At 73.8% G+C, this 17,725-nt stretch carries 18 protein-coding genes; 3 read left to right on the top strand and 15 right to left on the bottom strand.

What is annotated here, in order from left to right; genetic code table 11:
- Positions 1-101 precede the first annotated feature (101 nt).
- On the top strand, positions 102-1,139 hold the full coding sequence (mgrA, locus tag AC07D6_RS08040) for an L-glyceraldehyde 3-phosphate reductase (protein WP_479042915.1): 1,038 nt from the start codon (positions 102-104) through the stop codon (positions 1,137-1,139).
- Between the two features lie 333 nt (positions 1,140-1,472).
- Here mgrA and AC07D6_RS08035 read toward each other — a convergent pair whose 3' ends face one another.
- A complete protein-coding gene (locus tag AC07D6_RS08035) occupies positions 1,473-2,270 on the bottom strand; it encodes a prepilin peptidase (protein ID WP_315879758.1) in 798 nt (265 codons plus the stop codon).
- 489 nt (positions 2,271-2,759) lie between these two features.
- Here AC07D6_RS08035 and AC07D6_RS08030 point away from each other — a divergent pair, with 489 nt between their 5' ends.
- On the top strand, positions 2,760-3,140 hold the full coding sequence (locus tag AC07D6_RS08030; protein WP_479042912.1) for a DUF192 domain-containing protein: 381 nt from the start codon (positions 2,760-2,762) through the stop codon (positions 3,138-3,140).
- Here the strand turns inward: AC07D6_RS08030 and AC07D6_RS08025 are convergent.
- The 13 genes from AC07D6_RS08025 to AC07D6_RS07965 all read right to left on the bottom strand — a co-directional run bounded on the left by AC07D6_RS08025 (position 3,112) and on the right by AC07D6_RS07965 (position 14,275).
- The gene (locus tag AC07D6_RS08025; protein WP_479042910.1) at positions 3,112-4,311 is read right to left on the bottom strand and encodes a hypothetical protein; all 1,200 of its coding nucleotides are present in this window, start codon (positions 4,309-4,311) and stop codon (positions 3,112-3,114) included. The two genes, AC07D6_RS08030 and AC07D6_RS08025, sit on opposite strands and share 29 nt — an antisense overlap.
- Before the next feature lie 397 nt (positions 4,312-4,708).
- A complete protein-coding gene (locus AC07D6_RS08020; protein WP_479042981.1) occupies positions 4,709-5,341 on the bottom strand; it encodes an OmpA family protein in 633 nt (210 codons plus the stop codon).
- The gene (locus tag AC07D6_RS08015) at positions 5,341-5,943 is read right to left on the bottom strand and encodes a hypothetical protein (protein WP_479042908.1); all 603 of its coding nucleotides are present in this window, start codon (positions 5,941-5,943) and stop codon (positions 5,341-5,343) included. The genes AC07D6_RS08020 and AC07D6_RS08015 overlap by 1 nt, the downstream gene beginning before the upstream one ends.
- A 29-nt stretch (positions 5,944-5,972) precedes the next feature.
- A complete protein-coding gene (locus AC07D6_RS08010) occupies positions 5,973-6,644 on the bottom strand; it encodes a pilus assembly protein TadG-related protein (RefSeq protein ID WP_479042979.1) in 672 nt (223 codons plus the stop codon).
- Entirely contained in the window at positions 6,641-6,874 is a 234-nt protein-coding gene (locus tag AC07D6_RS08005) for a hypothetical protein (RefSeq protein WP_255139295.1), read from the bottom strand. The genes AC07D6_RS08010 and AC07D6_RS08005 overlap by 4 nt, the downstream gene beginning before the upstream one ends.
- A gap of 403 nt (positions 6,875-7,277) precedes the next feature.
- On the bottom strand, positions 7,278-8,168 hold the full coding sequence (locus tag AC07D6_RS08000; protein ID WP_479042906.1) for a DUF5936 domain-containing protein: 891 nt from the start codon (positions 8,166-8,168) through the stop codon (positions 7,278-7,280).
- Between the two features lie 34 nt (positions 8,169-8,202).
- Complete coding sequence (locus tag AC07D6_RS07995; protein WP_315879762.1) at positions 8,203-9,141, bottom strand: type II secretion system F family protein; 939 nt, start codon at positions 9,139-9,141, stop codon at positions 8,203-8,205.
- Positions 9,142-9,184: 43 nt separating this feature from the next.
- On the bottom strand, positions 9,185-10,528 hold the full coding sequence (locus AC07D6_RS07990; protein ID WP_479042904.1) for a CpaF family protein: 1,344 nt from the start codon (positions 10,526-10,528) through the stop codon (positions 9,185-9,187).
- Positions 10,525-10,923 (bottom strand): TadE/TadG family type IV pilus assembly protein, encoded by a 399-nt coding sequence (locus AC07D6_RS07985; protein WP_315879764.1) that lies wholly within the window; start codon positions 10,921-10,923, stop codon positions 10,525-10,527. Before AC07D6_RS07985 ends, AC07D6_RS07990 begins: the two co-directional genes overlap by 4 nt.
- 5 nt (positions 10,924-10,928) lie before the next feature.
- Positions 10,929-11,312 carry a TadE/TadG family type IV pilus assembly protein gene (locus AC07D6_RS07980; protein ID WP_315879765.1) on the bottom strand — a complete coding sequence of 128 codons (384 nt, stop codon included), beginning with the start codon at positions 11,310-11,312 and terminating at the stop codon, positions 10,929-10,931.
- Between the two features lie 21 nt (positions 11,313-11,333).
- The gene (locus AC07D6_RS07975; protein ID WP_315879766.1) at positions 11,334-12,563 is read right to left on the bottom strand and encodes a CpaE/TadZ family protein; all 1,230 of its coding nucleotides are present in this window, start codon (positions 12,561-12,563) and stop codon (positions 11,334-11,336) included.
- A 16-nt stretch (positions 12,564-12,579) separates the two neighbouring features.
- Complete coding sequence (cpaB, locus tag AC07D6_RS07970; protein WP_315879767.1) at positions 12,580-13,305, bottom strand: Flp pilus assembly protein CpaB; 726 nt, start codon at positions 13,303-13,305, stop codon at positions 12,580-12,582.
- A 70-nt stretch (positions 13,306-13,375) separates the two neighbouring features.
- Positions 13,376-14,275 carry a hypothetical protein gene (locus AC07D6_RS07965; protein ID WP_315879768.1) on the bottom strand — a complete coding sequence of 300 codons (900 nt, stop codon included), beginning with the start codon at positions 14,273-14,275 and terminating at the stop codon, positions 13,376-13,378.
- Between the two features lie 366 nt (positions 14,276-14,641).
- Here AC07D6_RS07965 and AC07D6_RS07960 point away from each other — a divergent pair, with 366 nt between their 5' ends.
- Positions 14,642-16,330, top strand: coding sequence for a chitinase (locus tag AC07D6_RS07960; RefSeq protein ID WP_315879769.1), 1,689 nt, complete (start codon positions 14,642-14,644; stop codon positions 16,328-16,330).
- A gap of 43 nt (positions 16,331-16,373) precedes the next feature.
- Here the strand turns inward: AC07D6_RS07960 and AC07D6_RS07955 are convergent, their stop codons facing one another.
- Entirely contained in the window at positions 16,374-17,705 is a 1,332-nt protein-coding gene (locus AC07D6_RS07955) for an Nramp family divalent metal transporter (protein ID WP_391653887.1), read from the bottom strand.
- Positions 17,706-17,725 lie beyond the last annotated feature (20 nt).

The raw sequence follows: 17,725 nt of genomic DNA, 5'->3' as shown, positions 1-17,725 counted from the left end.
CGTACGGGGCACCGCGGCCGTCCCCGAGGCCCGCCACCTTACTGGGCGCTCCGGGCGGTGGCCCAACCCGGTGGGTCACAAGTCCGTGATAGGGAAAACGCATGTCCGCTTCCCCTCTCCACCGCGCCGCCGACGACCGGTACGACTCCATGGAGTACCGCCGCGTCGGCCGCAGCGGCCTCAAGCTCCCCGCCGTCTCCCTGGGCCTGTGGCACAACTTCGGCGACGACCGCACGCTGGAGTCCCAGCGCGCCATCCTGCGCCGGGCGTTCGACCTCGGCGTCACCCACTTCGACCTGGCGAACAACTACGGCCCGCCGCCCGGCTCCGCCGAGCTGAACTTCGGCAGGCTCCTCGCCCAGGACTTCCGGCCGTACCGGGACGAACTGGTCATCTCCACCAAGGCGGGGTATCTGATGCACCCGGGCCCGTACGGCGAATGGGGGTCCCGCAAGTACCTGCTGTCCTCGCTCGACGCGTCGCTGAAGCGGATGGGCCTGGAGTACGTCGACATCTTCTACTCGCACCGCTTCGACCGGAACACCCCGCTCGAGGAGACGATGGGCGCGCTGGCCTCCGCCGTCCAGCAGGGCAAGGCGCTCTACGCGGGCGTCTCCTCGTACACGAGCGAGCAGACCGCCGAGGCCGCGCGGCTGCTGCGCGAGATGGGCGTTCCGGCCCTGATCCACCAGCCGTCGTACTCCATGATCAACCGGTGGACGGAGGAGGACGGCCTCCTCGACACGCTGGAGGCGGAGGGCATGGGCTGCATCGCCTTCGCGCCGCTCGCCCAGGGCATGCTCACCGACAAGTACCTGGAGGGCATCCCGGAGGGCTCGCGGGCCTCGCTCGGCAAGTCGCTGGACCCGGGCCTGATCTCCGAGGACGTCGTCCGGCGGCTGCGCGGCCTGGACGGGATCGCCCGGCGCCGCGGCCAGACGCTGGCACAGCTCGCGCTCGCCTGGGTGCTGCGCGACGAGCGGATGACGTCCGCGCTGATCGGCGCGTCGAGCGTGGCGCAACTGGAGCAGAACGTCGCCGCGCTGGACGGGCCGCCGCTGACGCGGGAGGAGCTGACGGAGATCGACTCCTTCGCCGTCGACACGGCCGGGGTCAACATCTGGGCCGCCCGGAGCTGACCCGGGACCGGGACATGAAAAACGGGCCGGTCCGTGGGGGGGGATACGGACCGGCCCGAGGGGGGGTTTCCACCATAACCCTTCATAAGGCGTGGTGGGTGCCACGACATGCCGGCGCTACGCTCCGGAAACGCGTGGCTGCGGTAGGGGCGCGGGCCCCGTCACCGGCCGTCCTCCGCAGGGGGGACCCCGCGGCGCGGGCCCCCGGTTGACGTCCGGGCGGCGGGGCGGCGGGGCGTGCGGAGGGCCGCCCGCGCGGGGGCGGGGGCGAGGCGCTGGGGGGCCACGCGGGGGCGGGGGCGAGGCGCTGGGGGGCCACGCGGGGGTGGGGACCTACGGGTGGGCGAGGGCGCCGAGGAGGAGGCCCAGGAGGGCTCCGCCGATCATGAAGGGGCCGAAGGGGATGGCGCTCCTGCGGGTCGCGCGGCGGCGCACGACGAGCCCCAGGCCGTACGCGGCGCCGAAGAGGAACCCCGCGAAGGCGCCCGCCAGCAGCGCGGGCCAGCCGTACCAGCCGAGCGCGGCGCCCAGGGGGAACGCGAGCTTCACGTCGCCGAAGCCCATGCCGTTCGGGTTGACGAGGAACAGCACCAGGTAGGCGCCGCCCAGCGCGAGCGCGCCCAGCACGGACAGCCGCCACGACCCGGCGCGGCCCGGGAGCAGCGCGGCGACGCCCAGCAGGAGCGGGACGGCGGCGGCGAGCGGCAGGGTCAGGTGGTCGGGCAGCCGGTGCACGCGCCGGTCGACGGCCGCGAGGAGCAGCGCGAACGGCGCCAGCAGGAGCCACACCACCAGTTCGGGCCGCCCCCCGGTGGCCGCGGCGAGCAGCGCGCACGCGACGGCCCCGGTGAGCGGCGCGGGCGCCAGGAGCGACACGGCGACGGCCGGGACCCGGCGCGGGGCACGGGGTGCGGAGGCCCGGCGCGGGGTGCGGGGTACGGGCGGCGGGCAGCCGGCACAGTGCGCGGGGCCCAGCCAGCCGCGCGGCCCGGGGGCGTAACCGTGCCCGGCGGGGCAGGCGTCGCGCCAGGGCTCGTCCGGTTCGACGGCGAGCCGGTGCGCGGCGCGCCGCACGAGCAGCCCGGCGGCGGCGCCCCACAGGGCGGCGACGGCGATCAGCGTGGCGTACACAGCGCCGACCCTAGAAGGGCGCGGCCCGGCGGGTCACGGGGCGGGACGGCCGGAATGTTCCCGGCGGGCGGGGCGACGGGGCGACGGGCGGAGTGGTGAGGGAGCCGGGGGAAGCGGGGCGGCGCCGGGGGCGGCGAGGAAAGGGGGAACGAAGGGATGAGGGGAGAGGAGGTGAGGCGAGGGGGTGACGGGGGCGATGGGAATGGCGGCAGGGCGACGCGAGGGCGGAACCCTGCGGTGGCAGGGCGGCACGGTGGCGAAACCCGGCGGTGGCAGGGCGGGGCGGTGGCGAAACCCGGCGGTGGCAGGGCGGGGCGGGGGCGAAAGCCTGCGGCAAAAGAGCGGGCCGGCGGCGAAACCCCGCGGCGGGGCGGTCCGGCGGTAACGGGGACGGCAGCACGGCGGCACGGTGGCGAAACCCCGCGGCAAAAGAGCGGGCCGGCGGCGAAACCCTGCGGCGGGGCGGTCCGGCGGCCTACCGTGCGGGACATGGGATGGCGGAACGGGACGGGCACCCTGCGGGTCGGTGGCGGCGGGGCGGTGCCGGTGGAGATCGCGGCCTCGTACCGGGCGCGGGCTCGGGGCCTGCTCGGGCGGGACGGGATCGACGGGGCGATGCTGCTGACGCCGTGCGGGAGCGTGCACACCTTCCGGATGCGGTTCGCGATCGACGTGGCGTACCTGGACCGCGACCTGACGGTCCTCGCCGTCGTCCCGGCGATGCGGCCGGGACGGCTCGGGCTGCCCCGGCCGCGCGCCCGTCACGTGCTGGAGGCGGAGGCCGGGGCGATGGAGCGTTGGGGGGTGCGGCCGGGCGTCCGGCTCACCGTGGACGTGCCGGTCACGGCGGACCCGGACCGAGCAGCGTGAACGCCCCGTACACGGCGGAGGCCAGCGCCGACACGGCCAGCACCGCGCCCGCGTACCGGGGGCGCAGCCGGACGAGGGCGACGGCCGCCGGGAGCAGCAGCGGGAACGCGGGCATGATCAGGCGCGGTCGGGAGCCGAAGTACGCGGCGCCGACGAGGGACACCGCGACCACGGCGAGGGTGTAGACGAGGACCGGCAGCGGGTGGCGCTGCCGCACGCACAGCCACACCGCCCAGCCGAGCACCGCGAACGCCGCGAGGAGCCCCACCCCGGCGAGCGGCTGCGGCCCGGTCAGCTGCGCCAGGACGAACCGGGCGAGGGCGGCGCCCCCGTCGATGCGGTTGCCCCAGCCGGCCTGGACGTCGAAGTACGCGGTGGGGCTGCCGGTCCGTACGGCGACGTACACGACGTATCCCAACCAGCCCAGCGGCGCCAGCAGCACCCCGGCGGCGAGCCCGGGCGTGACGCGGCGCTCCCGGACGACGGTGGCGAGCGCGGTGACGCCGAGCGCGGCGATCAGCGCGACGGCGGAGGGCCGGGTGAGCCCGGCCAGCACCACGAGGACGCCCGCCCGGATCCAGTGGCCGCGCAGCACGGCGTACAGCGACCAGGCGGCGAACGCCGTGAACAGCGTCTCCGTGTACGCCATGGACTGCACGAACGCCGTCGGGTACACGCCCCACAGCACCGCCAGGACGACGCCGGCGCGCCGTCCGGCGACGTGCGCGCCGACCGCGTAGACACCCCAGGCGGCGGCGAGCGACGCCGTCCAGGCGACGACCAGCCCGGCGGGGGCGACGCCGATCGGGAGCACCGCGGACAGGGCGCGCTCCAGGGCGGGGAACAGCGGGAAGAACGCCAGGTCGGAGTGGACGGTGCCGTCCGGGAGGGTGATCTCGTGGCCGTATCCGCGCTCGGCGACGCGGGTGTACCAGACGGCGTCCCAGCGGCCCATGAGCCGGTGCCACGCGTCCTCCCCGCTCGCAGTGGCCGCGCCGAAGAGGACGGCGAGACCGGTGAGGCGTGCCGCCGCGTAGCCCAGCAGCGCGAGGGCGGCGGCGTTCGGACGACCGGGACCGTCGGGGTGGCCAGGGCGGTTCGGGTGGCCGGGGCGGGGGTCTTCGTCCGCCGCGGCTGTCCGGGCGGGTGGGGCCGTTCGGTCCAAGGGCACCGGCCGATTATGTCCGCCGTCCGGACGCGGCCGGTCGGAGAATGCCGGGAAAGCAGTGTGAGGTACGTCCCGGTGAGCCCGAAAGCGCCACCGCAGACACAGCGACCGGTCGACCCGACACCGGGAGCGCCACCGCAGGCACAGTGGCCGGTCGACCCGACACCGGGAGCGCCACCGCAGGCACAGTGGCCGGTCGACCCGACACCGGGAGCGCCACCGCAGGCGCGGGGGCTTCCGACGGGACCCGGGCGCCGTCGGCGTCGCCCGGTGTGCCCAGGTGGCACCCGGGGCGGGGTGGAGCGGGGTGGCGTGGCGGGGCGCTACCCCGCGGCCGTCCCCCGGCCGCTCCTGCCGTTGGCCGCCGTCCGCCGCCGGGTGCCGGTGGTCCGGTTGCCGTTCAGCCGCCGGTCGGGAAGGAGACCTCCACGCGGCGGTTCTTGCGGCGGCCCTCCTCCGTGCTGTTGTCCGCGATCGGGTACTGCTCGCCGTAACCGCGGATCTCGTACGTGATGTTCTGCGCCGCCAGCAGCGGCGACAGCACGCCGTGGACGGCGTCGGCGCGCTGCTTGGACAGGACGTCACCGTGGGCGGCGGAGCCGAGGTCGTCGGTGAAGCCGAAGACGCGGATCTTCGTGGCGTTCCGCTTCTTGATCTCCTCGGCGATCGCCGCGATGCGGGAGTTCGCCTCGGGCGTCAGCTTGGCGCTGTCCTTGCCGAACAGGACTTCGGCCTGGAGCGCGAACTTCAGGTTGGTGTTGGTCTCCTCGCGGCGCTCCTCTCCGTCCTCGGACTCCACGATGGAGACGATCGGCAGCACCTTCGCGGCCGCCAGGGTGGCGCCCTCGCGCATCTTCAGCCCCGGTGCGGTCGGGTCGACCTCGGGGACCGGCGCGGACGCCTCGGTCCCGGGCGGCACGGCACCCGGGGTCTCGTCGGCGTGCGCGGCGGAGGGGGCGGCGAGATGAACACCGGTGAGGAGGACGAGAACGGCGAGGAGACTGGGGCCGGGACGGCGGGTGGGGGCACGCATCATGAGATCTCGATGGTCGCGGTGGGCATGAGCGGGAACTGGATGTCGACCCGCGTCACGGTGGCCGGCGGGGCCGGGAACTGGGCGAAGATGGAGACCGCCTGGTCGGCCTGCATGGAGTTGATGCCCGTGGTCGTCAGCGGGTAGCCCTCCGTGTCCCGCAGGACGTAGTAGCGCTTCTTCTCGACCTTGTCGACGAGGGTGACTCCCGCCAGGGACGGGCCCGTCTTCTGCACCTGGATCTCCTGGCCGCTCCACTGGGGCGGGGTGACCACCAGTTTGGACGTGGTGTTCTTCAGCGTTCCGTTCACGGTGAGGAAGCCACCCTCCTCGCGGACGGCGCTGTGGATCACGATCTGGAGGCCGTTGCCCCCGCTGATCGTCGCCAGCGTCGTGCTCGTGTCCGGGCCGGTCGGGTCGCTTTCCCGGGGAGGTGTGCTCTGTCCCGCGGGTGCCGAGCTGACCGTTCCCGCCTTCTGCGGCCCTCTGCCCTCGGCGTCGTCACTGCCGCCGTCACCGCAGGCCGTGAGCAGAGCCGCCAGCGCGGCGGCCGTGGCGGCGACCCGAACCGCGCGTGCGGTCTCTCCGTACTGCGTACCCATGCGTGTCATTCCTCTGTGTTCCTTCGCGGTCAGTCCTCGGTCAGCCGCACCTCGAAGAGGTCGGACATGTCCGGGAGGTCATCGGGGTCCAGATCCAGCTGCGTGCCCTCGCAGTTCAGGGATCCGGGGGACGGCGGCTCGGCGTCGACGACTCCCTCGTCAGCGGACCCGTCGTCAGCGGATCCGCTGTCGGCAGCCCCGTCGTCGGCAGCCCCGTCGTCAGAGGTCCCGTCGTCGGCGGCTTCGAAGGTGCACCGCGGGACGACGACGGCGGTGGCGGTGGCAACCGCGTGCTTGCCCTCGGTACCGGGCAGAATGGTGTCCCCCACGGACTTCACCGAGCGGACGGCCACGTGGAAGCCCCAGCGCCCGTCGCCCAGTTCGGAGCATTCGATCACGCTCGCACCGTTGCGGGCGGCGTACGTGTGGCTCGCCCCGCAACCGTCCTCGCCCACCAGGTCACCGTCGAACAGGTCGCTCCAGCCCGGGATGTCGAGGCCGCCGAGGACGAACCGGTCCCTGGACTCCTTGGCCGCCGCCAGCGCCGCGGCGTCCGCCGCGGACTGCGCGCCGTTGCGTGTGGCGCCTGCCTGGCCGACCGCGAAGAACGCGAGCGCGAGAAAGAGCAGGCTCACCACCATGAAGATGTACAGCGGTGAGGCCTGCCCCGCATCCCGCTCGCGGCCCGACGCTCCCGTCAGCCACCGACGATCGCGCTGACGCGGGCGACGAGGCTGGACGCGATGGTCGCGCCCACGCCGGAGCCGACCACGGCGGCGATGATCACCCCCACCAAGATGATGATCCCCACGTACTCCACCGCCCCCTGGCCCCGGTCCCCCCGGCGCTTCAGGGCGGTCGTCGTGGTGTGCGCCCAGGTGCCCACGTACACCTTGGCCTGAGTCAGGGCCTTCAGTGCGATGTTCGACATTGCGGTCCCCTCCGGGGTCGGGATGGTGCGGGTCTTCGGTGCCGTGTGCGCGTGGTGCGGGGTGTGCCCCGGGGGCCACGCGGGTGGGGGCGTGACCGTACGCGGGGTGGGCCCCCTTCATCATGGGGCTCGGAGCCCATCCATGGGCCCGAATCGGCGACTGGGGCCGGAAACGGTGGTCAGTCATGGTCTGTCGCGCCCCCCGTCGTCTCCCGTTGACTCAGCAACGAATGTGCCACATCCGCTTGCGGAAGCGAAGCGTCTTCCACACATTCGGCCGAGCGGTCACCACCCCCTCCCCTCCGGTGCGGCCGGGTTGTTGACGGTGTGACACGGGTGTCCGCCGCCGGGGCGTATGCGGTTGCAGACGTTCTTCGCCGCCGTGCCCGCGTCCTTCCGCCCGTCACCGACCGCCCAGCAGGTCCGCCAGGTCGACGCCGGAGCCGTAGTAGAAGCTCAGCGTGATGAGGATCATCGTGGCGGGCAGCATCACCAGCGTCACCACGAGGGTGGTCTTCGGGACGGCCTTCGCCGCCGCGCGGCGGGCGTTCTGGGCGTCGGTGCGGCGCATGTCGTTGGCGATCTGGATGAGCGTGTCGACGATGGGCGCGCCCAGTTCCTCGCCCTGCTGGAGGGCGGTGACGAACATCGACACCTGTTCGGAGGCGTTGCGCCTGCGCAGTTGGTCGAAGGCGTCGCGGCGGCTGACGCCCATGTCCATCTGACGCAGGGTGATGCGCAGTTCGTCGGCCCAGGGGCCGGAGTACTTCTCCGCGACCCGTTCCAGCGCCTGGCGGAAGCCGAGTCCGGCGGAGACGACGACGGCGAGGACGTCGAGGAAGTCGGGCAGGGTGCGTTCGATGTCGTCCCTGCGGCGCCGGATCGCCATGCGCAGCAGTACGTCCGTCCAGGTCAGCCCGTACGCGAGGACGGCCGCCGCGACGACGGGCTGGCCGCGCAGCAGCATCGCCAGCGCGGCGGCCACGCCGAGGGCGCCGTACACGGCGCGCCGGGCGGCGTACCGGTCGACGGTGAGGCCGCCGGGGTTGCCCGCCATGTCGAGGCGGCGGCGCAGGGCGTCGACGCGCCTGGGGCCCATGAGGCGCAGCACGGACGGGGCCCAGCGCATGCCGAGCCGGTCGACGCCGGAGCCGACGGCGGTCGTGCGCGTGGCGCCGACCTCCAGGGCGACGGCCAGGTCGCCGGGCAGTTCGGCCTCGGCGCGGTACAGGCGCACGCCGTGGAAGATCCCGTACACGGCGAGCGCCGTCAGCGCGGCCAGCAGGAGGACCATGTCCCGTTCCCCTCCTCTTCCTCTTCCCGGTGCCTCAGACCCGGACCCTGGACAGTCGGCGGATCATCACGAACCCGGCGGTGTACAGCGCGAACGCGACGACCGAGCCGGCCTGTCCGGCGAACGACCCCGTCATCTCGTCCAGCGCCCCCGGGTTCATGCCGTTGATCATGAGGAGGAAGCCGAGGCCGAGGAGGGGGAGGGCGAACGCGGTGACCTTGACCTGCGAGAGCAGGGTGGTGACCTCGCGGCGGGTCTCCTTGCGCTCGTCGAGCGTGCCGGTGAGGTTGCGCAGCGAGCCGACGACCTGGCCGCCGGCCCGGTTGGAGAGGACCAGGGTGGTGACGAGGACGACGAGTTCGCGGGAGGGCAGCCGGTCGGCGAGGTCGCCGAGGGCGTCGTCGAGGCTGTGGCCGACGGCGAGTTGGTCGGCGACCCTGCGGAGTTCCTCGCCGGCCGGGTCGTCCAGTTCGTCGGCGGCCATGGAGATGGCGGTGCGCAGGGCGAGGCCGGCCTGGGTGGCGTTGGCGAGGACGCGGGTCAGCTCGGGCAGTTGGTTGATGAACGCCTCGGTGCGGCGCTGGCGCTGCCAGGTGAGGAACGCGTCGGCGCCCCACAGCCCGGCCAGGACGGCGAGGGCCCCGAAGAACGGGGCGAACACGGCGGCGGCCGTGACGTACAGGGCGAGGAGGCCCGCCAGGGCGTACACCGTGTACTCGGCGGGGGTGACGGCGAGGCCGGTGACGGCCAGTTTCCGTTCCAGGCGGCGGCCCAGCCCCGTCCGGCGCAGCCGGCGGTCCAGGCCGGGGAACCGGCGGCCGCGGCCGGCGGCGGGGGCGGGGCCCGTCTGGGCCATCCGCGCCACGAGCGCCTTCTGCTGCGCCCTGCCCGCGGCGTGGGCGTGCACGCCCAGGACGGCGAGGAAGCCGGCCAGGAGGGTGGCGCCGAGCGTCAGGAGCGGGAGGTTGTCCATCGTGTCGTCTGTCCGTCGATTCCGGGGGAGGGGGCTGCGGGGGTCACGCGGCTGTTCCGCGCAGGGCCAGTTCGGCGTCGCTGTGGGCGACGCCGAACGCGGCGGGGGTCGGCTCGTTGTGCATGTACAGCCGTTCGGCGACCCGCCGGGGCAGCGGGTGGTGGGTGAACCTGCCGTGGACGCGGCCGTCCGGGGTCATCGGTCGGGCCTCGAACCGGCAGACCGACACGATGCGGTACTCCTCCCGGCCGTGCGAGTCGACGATCGCGATCTCGGTGATCTTGCGGGCGCCGTCGGCGTGCCGGGTGAGCTGGACGATCACGTCGACGGCGCTGTTGATCTGGTCCCTGATGGCCGCGAACGGCACCTCCACCTCGGACATGGAGGCGAGGGTCTGGAGGCGGGTCAGGGCGTCCTCGGCGCTGTTGGCGTGGACGGTGGCGAGGGAGCCGTCGTGGCCGGTGGACATGGCCTGGAGCATGTCGAGGGTCTCGCCGCCGCGGACCTCGCCGACGATGATGCGGTCGGGGCGCATGCGCAGGGAGTTGCGGACGAGGTCGCGGATGGTGATGCGGCCCTTGCCCTCGACGTTGGCGGGACGGGACTCCAGGGTGATGACGTGGGACTGCTGGAGCCGCAGCTCGGCGGAGTCCTCGATGGTGACGATGCGCTCGCCGTCCGGGACGAGGCCGGACAGGGCGTTGAGCAGGGTGGTCTTCCCGGTGCCGGTGGCGCCGGAGACGATCACGTTGAACTTGGCGCGGACCAGTCCCGAGAGCAGCATCACCATGTGCTCGTCCAGCGATCCGAGGGCGACCATCTCGTGGAGCGTGAAGGCGCGGGGGAAGCGGCGGATGGTGAGGACGGGGCCGCTGAGGGAGAGCGGCGGGATGATGACGTTGACGCGCTCGCCGGAGGGGAGGCGGGCGTCGACCATCGGATTGGACTCGTCGACGCGGCGGTTGACGGTGGAGACGATGCGTTCGATGGTCTGCATCAACTGGTCGGTGGAGGAGAAGCGCATCGGGAGCCGTTCGAGGCGGCCGTGCCGCTCCACGTACACCTGATCGGGGCCGTTGACCATGATCTCGCTGATGGAGGCGTCCTCCAGGAGCGGTTCGAGGATGCCGAGGCCGAGCGCCTCGTCGACGACGCGGCGGATGAGGTGGGAGCGCTCCGCGGACGACAGGACGGGGCCCTCGCGGCTGATGATGTGGCCGAGGACCCGTTCCAGGCGTACGCGGCGGTCGGCCGCCGGGAGGGCGGACATCTCCGCGAGGTCGATCTCCTCCAGGAGCTTGCCGCGGTAGACGCCGACGAGGTGGTCCTCCTCGCCGTCCCTCCCGCCGGCCGGCTCGGAGCTGGTGATGCGGGCCCGCAGGCTCATGGGGTCCCTCCCTCGCTGGTCGTGACGGGCATGGTGGTGGTCCGGGTGACCGGGTCGAAGCGGAGGAGGGGCAGGACGGCGGGGATGTCGACGGTCACGGTCGCCGTGACCTCCTCGGCGCCGGACGGGGCGCTGACCTCCGCGCCGTCCGCGAGCCAGGCGCTCATGGCGCCCCGTCCGGCGGCGGCGCCGTCGCCGCCCTGGGAGGCGACGCGGGCGGCGGCGCGGGCGGCGGTGCCGGCCTGCTGGGCGGCGTAGGCGACGATGCCGAGCTGGACGGCGGCGAGGGCGGCGATCAGGAGGATGCCGATCCAGCCCGCGAACTCGATCGCCGCCTGGCCCCGGTCGGAGCGCCCCCTCCGGTGGTGCGGGGCGCCGCTGTGGTGGCCGGTCACGGTCCTCACTCCCCCCGCTCGTCGGCCGCCGCCGCGTGGGCCCGGACGGTGAAGGGCAGGTTCGCGCCGGGGAAGAGGACGGGGACGCGGATGCTGACGTCGGCGGTGTACAGGTCGCCCGCGACGCCGCAGTCCGCGCTCGCCGACCACGCGCCGGACAGCGTCCTCCCGGCCGCGCCGGGGCAGTCGCCGCCGACCGCGCCCGCGCGGGCCGCCTCGTCGGCGGCGTTGCCGGCGAGGGAGTACGTGTAGCCGATGAGCGCCGCCTGCCAGAGCAGGAGCAGCACGCCGAGCACGAGCGGCACCATGCCGGTGAACTCCACGGCCACCTGCCCCCGGTCGCCGCGGCGGCGGTCGCCGCGTGCCGTTCCGGTCCGTGTGCCTCCCATGGGCCGCCCCTCCCCTCTCCGCTACTTCCTGCGTGCCTTGAGCAGCCTGCCCGGCCGGTCGCCGGTCGACTCCGGGGCCTTCACGAGGCCGAGTTCGCCGGCGAGCGCCCACAGGGCCTGCTTGACGGTCGACTTGGGGTCCAGCTCGTGCATGCGGCCCGCGTCGACGCACGGCTGGAGTTCCTTGAAGGCGGCGGGGACGGCGGTGCGGGCGACGCGCGTGCCGGTGATCTTCTCGACGAGGGCGGGTTGGATCTCCGTGTGGCGGGTGTGCCGGTTGACGACGGTCGTCGTGTCCTCGGCCTTGCGGATCTGGAGCCGGTCCCAGAGGCGGATCATGCGCTTGGCGGCGCGGACCGCGACGACGTCGGGGGTGACGACGAGGAGGGCCGTGTCGGCCATCTCGACGGCGGCGGCGTTCGCGGAGTCCATCTGCGTGCCGCAGTCGACGACGACGACCTCGTAGCGGTGGCGCAGGGCGCTGACGATCTGGCGGGCGGACCGGTCGGTGACCTCCTCGCCGCGTTCGCCGTCGGCGGGGGCGAGGAGCAGGGACAGGCCGGTCGGGTGGGTGTAGAGGGCGTCCTGGAGGACGCGGGGGGTGATGTCCTGGATGGCGGCGAGGTCGGCGGCGGAGCGGCGGAACTGCACGTCCAGGTAGGAGGCGACGTCGCCGGACTGGAGGTCGAGGTCGGCGAGGGCGACGCTGCGGCCGGAGGCGCGGGCGGCGAGGGCGAGCTGGACGGCGGTGACGGTGGTGCCGACGCCGCCCTTCGCGCCGCTGACGGTGACGACGGTGCCGCCCGGCCCGGTGGGGGCGTCCCCGGTCTGGCCGAGGTGGCGGCGGACGCCGGCGGCCCAGGCGGCGGCGGACTGGACGCGCTGGGCGAGCTCCTCGTACGAGAGGGGGACGCCGACCAGGCCGCGGGCGCCGGAGTCCATGGCGGCCGAGTACAGGCCGGGGCTCGTGTCGGCGGTTACGAGGACGACGCCGACGGCGGGGAAGCGGAGGGCGACCTCGCGGATCAGGTCGAGGGCGGGGACGGGGCCGATCCGCTCGTGGACGAGGACGACCTCGGGGAGGTCGTCGACGGAGTCGGCGGCCGCCCGGGCGAGGGTGTCGACGAGGGTGGTGGAGTCACCGACCGGGGCGGGGGCGGCCTGCTCGGTGTCGGGGAGCTGGCCGAGCAGGGTGGTGATGGCGCGGGCGGCGTCGGGGTCGCCGACGGCGGGGAGGACGCGAATGGTCATCCTGCTGCCTGTCCCCTCACTTGTTCTTGTCTTCGTCGAGCGTGTACGTCGACTCGCCGGGCTTCGGGGCGGCGGAGCCGTCCTTCGGCAGCAGGGCGAGGCGCACGTGCTCGGCGAACGACTCGGCGTAGGCGACGCGCTGGGCGTCGGCGGTGGTGAGGGCGAAGGTGATCGGTACGGCCTCGCGGGCGCCGCCGGCCGTGCCGCCGTCGCTCCTGCGCTGGTCGAGGGGGGTGAGCCTGCCGACGTCGAGGACGCGGGCACCGGCGACGATGAGCCGGGACTCGGCGACGGCGTTCTTGCCGCGCCCCTCGTCGTCGAAGGTGGCGAAGATGTTCACCCGCGCCCCGGCGGTGATCTTGCCGGCGACGCCGGTGGAGGCGTCGATCATGATGGCGATCTCCTGCTCGCCGCTCGCGAGGGCGGGCCGGTCGGCGACCATGTCCTTCTGGAGCAGGGAGCCCTTCCTGAGGTCCGTGACGGCGATCTTGCCCTGGACGGCGGAGAGGTCCCTGACGGCGTTGGCGGACAGCCACCGCTCCGGCATGGTGATCTTCTGGAAGTGGCCGGGCCTGAGGGGTTCGTAGGCCGGTACGTCCGCCTTGACGCGGTACGCCGCGACCTCCGGTCCGACCTTCGCCTGGACGTCGCTGACGATGACGACGACGCCGGCGAACGCGCCGAGGGCGCACAGGGCGGACAGGACGAGCAGGATGACGCCGCGGCGCTGACGTGCGTTCATGGGCGGGAGAACCTCGTGAGGTGGCGGGCGGGGGACGGGCGGGGAGGCACGGGCGGGGCGCCGGGGCGGGTCATGGCGCGTGCCGTGCCGACGTGCCCGGGGGCAGGGCGGCGGGGCCGCCGGGGGCGCGGGGCTCGGGCGGGTGGGGCGGGGTGAGCGGGGCGGCGCAGAATCCGCAGCGGTCGCCGAGGAGCTCGATGCCGCACCAGGCGCAGGTCTCGCGGCGCACGGACGACACGAGCTGGTGCAGGACGGGTAGGTCGGGCAGGTACGCGGCGAACTCGACGAGCCGGGCGGTGCCCCACCAGTCGGCGGAGGCGGCGGGCACCGGGACCTCGTCGACGCCCTGGACGCGCCAGGCGGGGCCGAGGGTGTCGGTGACCCAGTCGGTGGTGAGCTGGCCGCGGGCGACGGCCATGCGGGTGGCGAAGTCGGGCCCGGGGAACGGGTCGCCGCCCTGGGAGCCGAGGCGGAGGAGGCGGGGCTCCGGGTTGGCGAGGACGGCGAACTGGGAGCCGGGCATCCAGGACTTGGCGTGCGCCTTGAGGGTGACGGGGACCCGGTCGAGGCGGGCGACGGAGTTGAGTACGGCGCCGGTGTGGACGTAGTGGGCGAGCAGCCGGGCGGCGGTGGCGAGGACGCCGGGGCCGAAGTCGCAGACGGAGAGCTGGCGGAGCTGACGGACGAGGACGGCGACGCCGAGCGGCGGCAGGTCCAGCGGCAGCAGGGCGACGCGGTCGCTCTCCAGGAGGGCGCGCACGGTGTGCAGGCGGCGTACGTGGGCGGTGGGGGTGGAGGCCGGGTAGAGGGCGACGACGTGCCCGTACTGCTCGACGAGGGTCCGCGTGTCGGCGAGGGCGGCGTCCAGGGGCTGGGTGTCGGGCGGGGGGAGCACGGCGGCGCCGGGGGTGTGGTGGTCGGTCGGTGGTAGCACCAGGTCGGCACTGGTGACGGCAATCGCGGTCGGCACGCTGGTTCCCCGTTCGGCTCCGGCCACCGGTGTTTCCGGCGTGTCGCAGTCGTCTGCGACACCTGTTCGCTCCGTGTGTGCTCCTGATCCCGCACTTTATCGGCGGGAACGGGGCTGGAGAACCGCTTTCGGACTCCTCGTGGTGGATCACGCGTTCCGCACGCCCCGTCAAATCGGGCGAAGGGGACATGAGTTGCCCGGTGCCCCACATCCGGGCGGGGACGGCACCCCCGACGCCGCCCCGGAACCTTGACAACGCGATTGGTCTGGACCAACTTGTACGGGCACGGAGCGCGGTGGCCACCGACTCGCACGCCTTCTCCCGATCCCCACTCCCCCACCCCCACTCCCCACCGGAGGAAGCAAGTGGACCGCACCAGACCGCTCGTCGGCGGCGCCCTCGCGCTCGCCGTCGCGTCCGGGCTCGTCCTGGCCGGCGGCGCCGGCACCGCGCAGGCGGAGGACCGCAACGTCGCCAGGAACGCCGGGTTCGAGTCCGGCCTCGCCGACTGGACCTGCTCCGCCAACAGCGGCACGGCCGTCGCCTCGCCCGTCCGCGCCGGCACCGCCGCCCTGAAGGCGACGCCCGCCGGGCATGACAACGCCCGCTGCTCCCAGACCGTGAAGGTGCAGCCGAACTCCACGTACCGGCTGAGCGCGTGGGTGCAGGGCGGGTACGCCTACCTGGGCGCGACCGGCACCGGCACGACCGACGTGGCGACGTGGTCGCCCGGCTCCTCCGGCTGGCAGCAGCTCACCACCAGCTTCACCACGGGGTCCGCCACCACCTCGGTCACCGTCTACACCCACGGCTGGTACGGGCAGGCCGCCTACCACGTCGACGACGTGTCGGTCTTCGGCCCGGACGGCGGCGGGGCCGGCGAGCCCGACCCGGTCGTGCCCGCGCCCCCGGCGGGGCTGGCCGCGGGGACGGTGACCTCGTCGTCCGTGTCGCTCTCCTGGAGCCCGGTGAGCGGCGCGACCGGCTACCACGTGTACCGGGACGGGGCGCGCGTCCAGTCCGTGTCCGGCACGTCCGCGACCGTGACCGGCCTCGCCGCCGACACGGCGTACGGCTTCCAGGTGTCGGCCACCAACGCCGCCGGCGAGTCCGCCCGGTCCGCGACCGTCACCGCCCGCACCGCGCCGGGCGGCACCAACCCGAACCCGAACGTGCCCAAGCACGCGGTGACCGGCTACTGGCAGAACTTCAACAACGGCGCGACGGTGCAGAAGCTGCGCGACGTCCAGGCCCAGTACGACATCATCGCCGTGTCGTTCGCGGACTCCACGACGACGCCCGGCCAGATCACCTTCAACCTCGACCCGGCCGTCGGGTACGCCTCGGTGGCGGACTTCAAGGCGGACATCGCCGCGAAGAAGGCCGCGGGCAAGTCGGTCATCCTGTCGGTCGGCGGTGAGAAGGGCAACGTCACGATCAACAGCGACGCCTCCGCGACGGCGTTCGCGAACAGCGCGTACGCGCTGATGCAGGAGTACGGCTTCAACGGGGTCGACATCGACCTGGAGCACGGCATCAACGCGACGTACCTGACGAAGGCGCTGCGCCAGCTCTCGGCGAAGGCCGGTCCGGGGATGGTCCTGACGATGGCCCCGCAGACGATCGACATGCAGAGCACGGGCACCGAGTACTTCAAGCTGGCGCTCGCCGTGAAGGACATCCTCACGGTCGTCAACATGCAGTACTACAACAGCGGCTCCATGCTGGGCTGCGACGGCAAGGTCTACTCGCAGGGATCGGTGGACTTCCTCACCGCGCTCGCCTGCATCCAGTTGGAGGGCGGCCTCGACCCGTCGCAGGTCGGCCTCGGCGTGCCGGCCTCGCCGCGCGGCGCGGGCAGCGGCTACGTCGACCCGTCCGTGGTGAAGAACGCCCTGGACTGCCTGACGCGGGGCACGGGCTGCGGCTCGTTCAAGCCGTCCAAGACGTGGCCGTCGCTGCGCGGCGCGATGACCTGGTCGACGAACTGGGACGCCACGGCGGGCAACGCCTGGTCGAACGCGGTCGGCCCGCACGTCCACAACCTGCCGTAGGCGGTGTGCGAGGGGCGCCGCGCCGGGGCGCGGCGCCCCCTCCTCACCACGGCAGGTCGCGCACCTGCTCGACGCACAGCACCAGGAACAGCAGCCCCGCCGCGCCCAGCACCGTGTTGCTGAGCCACCCGTTGCGCCACTCCCCGGGCGTGCGGGAGGAGTTGAGCAGCCACAGCAGCGTCAGGGCGAGGAACGGCATGAAGAAGGCGCCGATCACCCCGTAGACGACGACCAGCACGAACGGCTGGTCCAGGAAGAGCAGCGCCATCGGCGGGAAGGTCAACCACAGCAGGTACGCGCGGAACGGCACCGACCGCTCCACCGGCACCCCGCCCGCCTCCGGCCCCGGCGCCGCCTGCGGCCCCGCGGAGTCGGCGCCCCGCCCGCGGAGGCGGGCCACGAAGTCCGCGAACAGCAGGCTCACGCCCTGCCACACGCCGATCAGCGAGGTGACGGACGTGGCGAAGAACCCGACGAGGAACAGCTTCGCCGTGGCCACCCCGTACTTCTCTTCCAGGACCCCGCCGAGGTCGACGAGGCCCTTGTCGCCCTTGGCGATGGCGATGCCCGAGGAGTGCAGCAGCTCGGCGCCCACGATCAGCATGGCCACCACGAAGACGCCGGTCGTCAGGTACGCGACCCGGTTGTCCAGGCGCATCACCCGCATCCACCCCGTGTCCCGCCAGCCCTTGGCGTTCACCCAGTAGCCGTACGCGGCGAGGGTGATCGTGCCGCCGACGCCGCCGACCAGGCCCAGGGTGTAGAGGAGCGAGCCGTCCGGGAGGACCGGGACGAGGCCGGCGAGGAGGCCGCCGAGGTCCGGGACGACCCGCACGGCCAGGTAGACGGTGACCAGGAACATCACGCCGACGAGGGCCGTCATGACCTTCTCGAAGACGGCGTACCGGTTGAACCAGACGAACAGCAGCCCGCCCACCCCGCACAGGACCGCCCACCACTTCAGCCCCATGACGCCGGGGAACAGCGCGGCCAGCGGCAGCGCGGTGGAGGACATCGCGGCGGCGCCGTAGACGAAGCCCCACACGGCGACGTACCCGGTGAAGTAGACCGTCGTCCACGGGCCCAGGGAGCGCCAGCCGTCGAGCAGGGTGCGGCCGGTGGCGAGGTGCCAGCGGCCGGCGGCCTCGGCGAGGGAGATCTTGATCAGACAGCCCAGGACGGCCGCCCAGAGCAGCGTGTAGCCGTACTTGCCGCCGGCGACGAGCGTGGCGACCAGGTCGCCGGCGCCGACGCCGGTCGCGGCGACCACGATGCCGGGTCCGACGTGCCGCCAGCTCGCCCTGCGCATCGCGGGGGTGCGCGGTCCGCCCCCGTCGTGTGCCGTGCCGTGAGCGGTGTCCGCGGTGTCCGCCATGAGCCGTCCGCCTTTCCTCG

The organism is Streptomyces sp. NPDC045287, from assembly GCF_056432325.1.
Note: the sequence above shows the minus strand (reverse complement) of the source record. Positions and strands in the feature narration are given on the sequence as shown.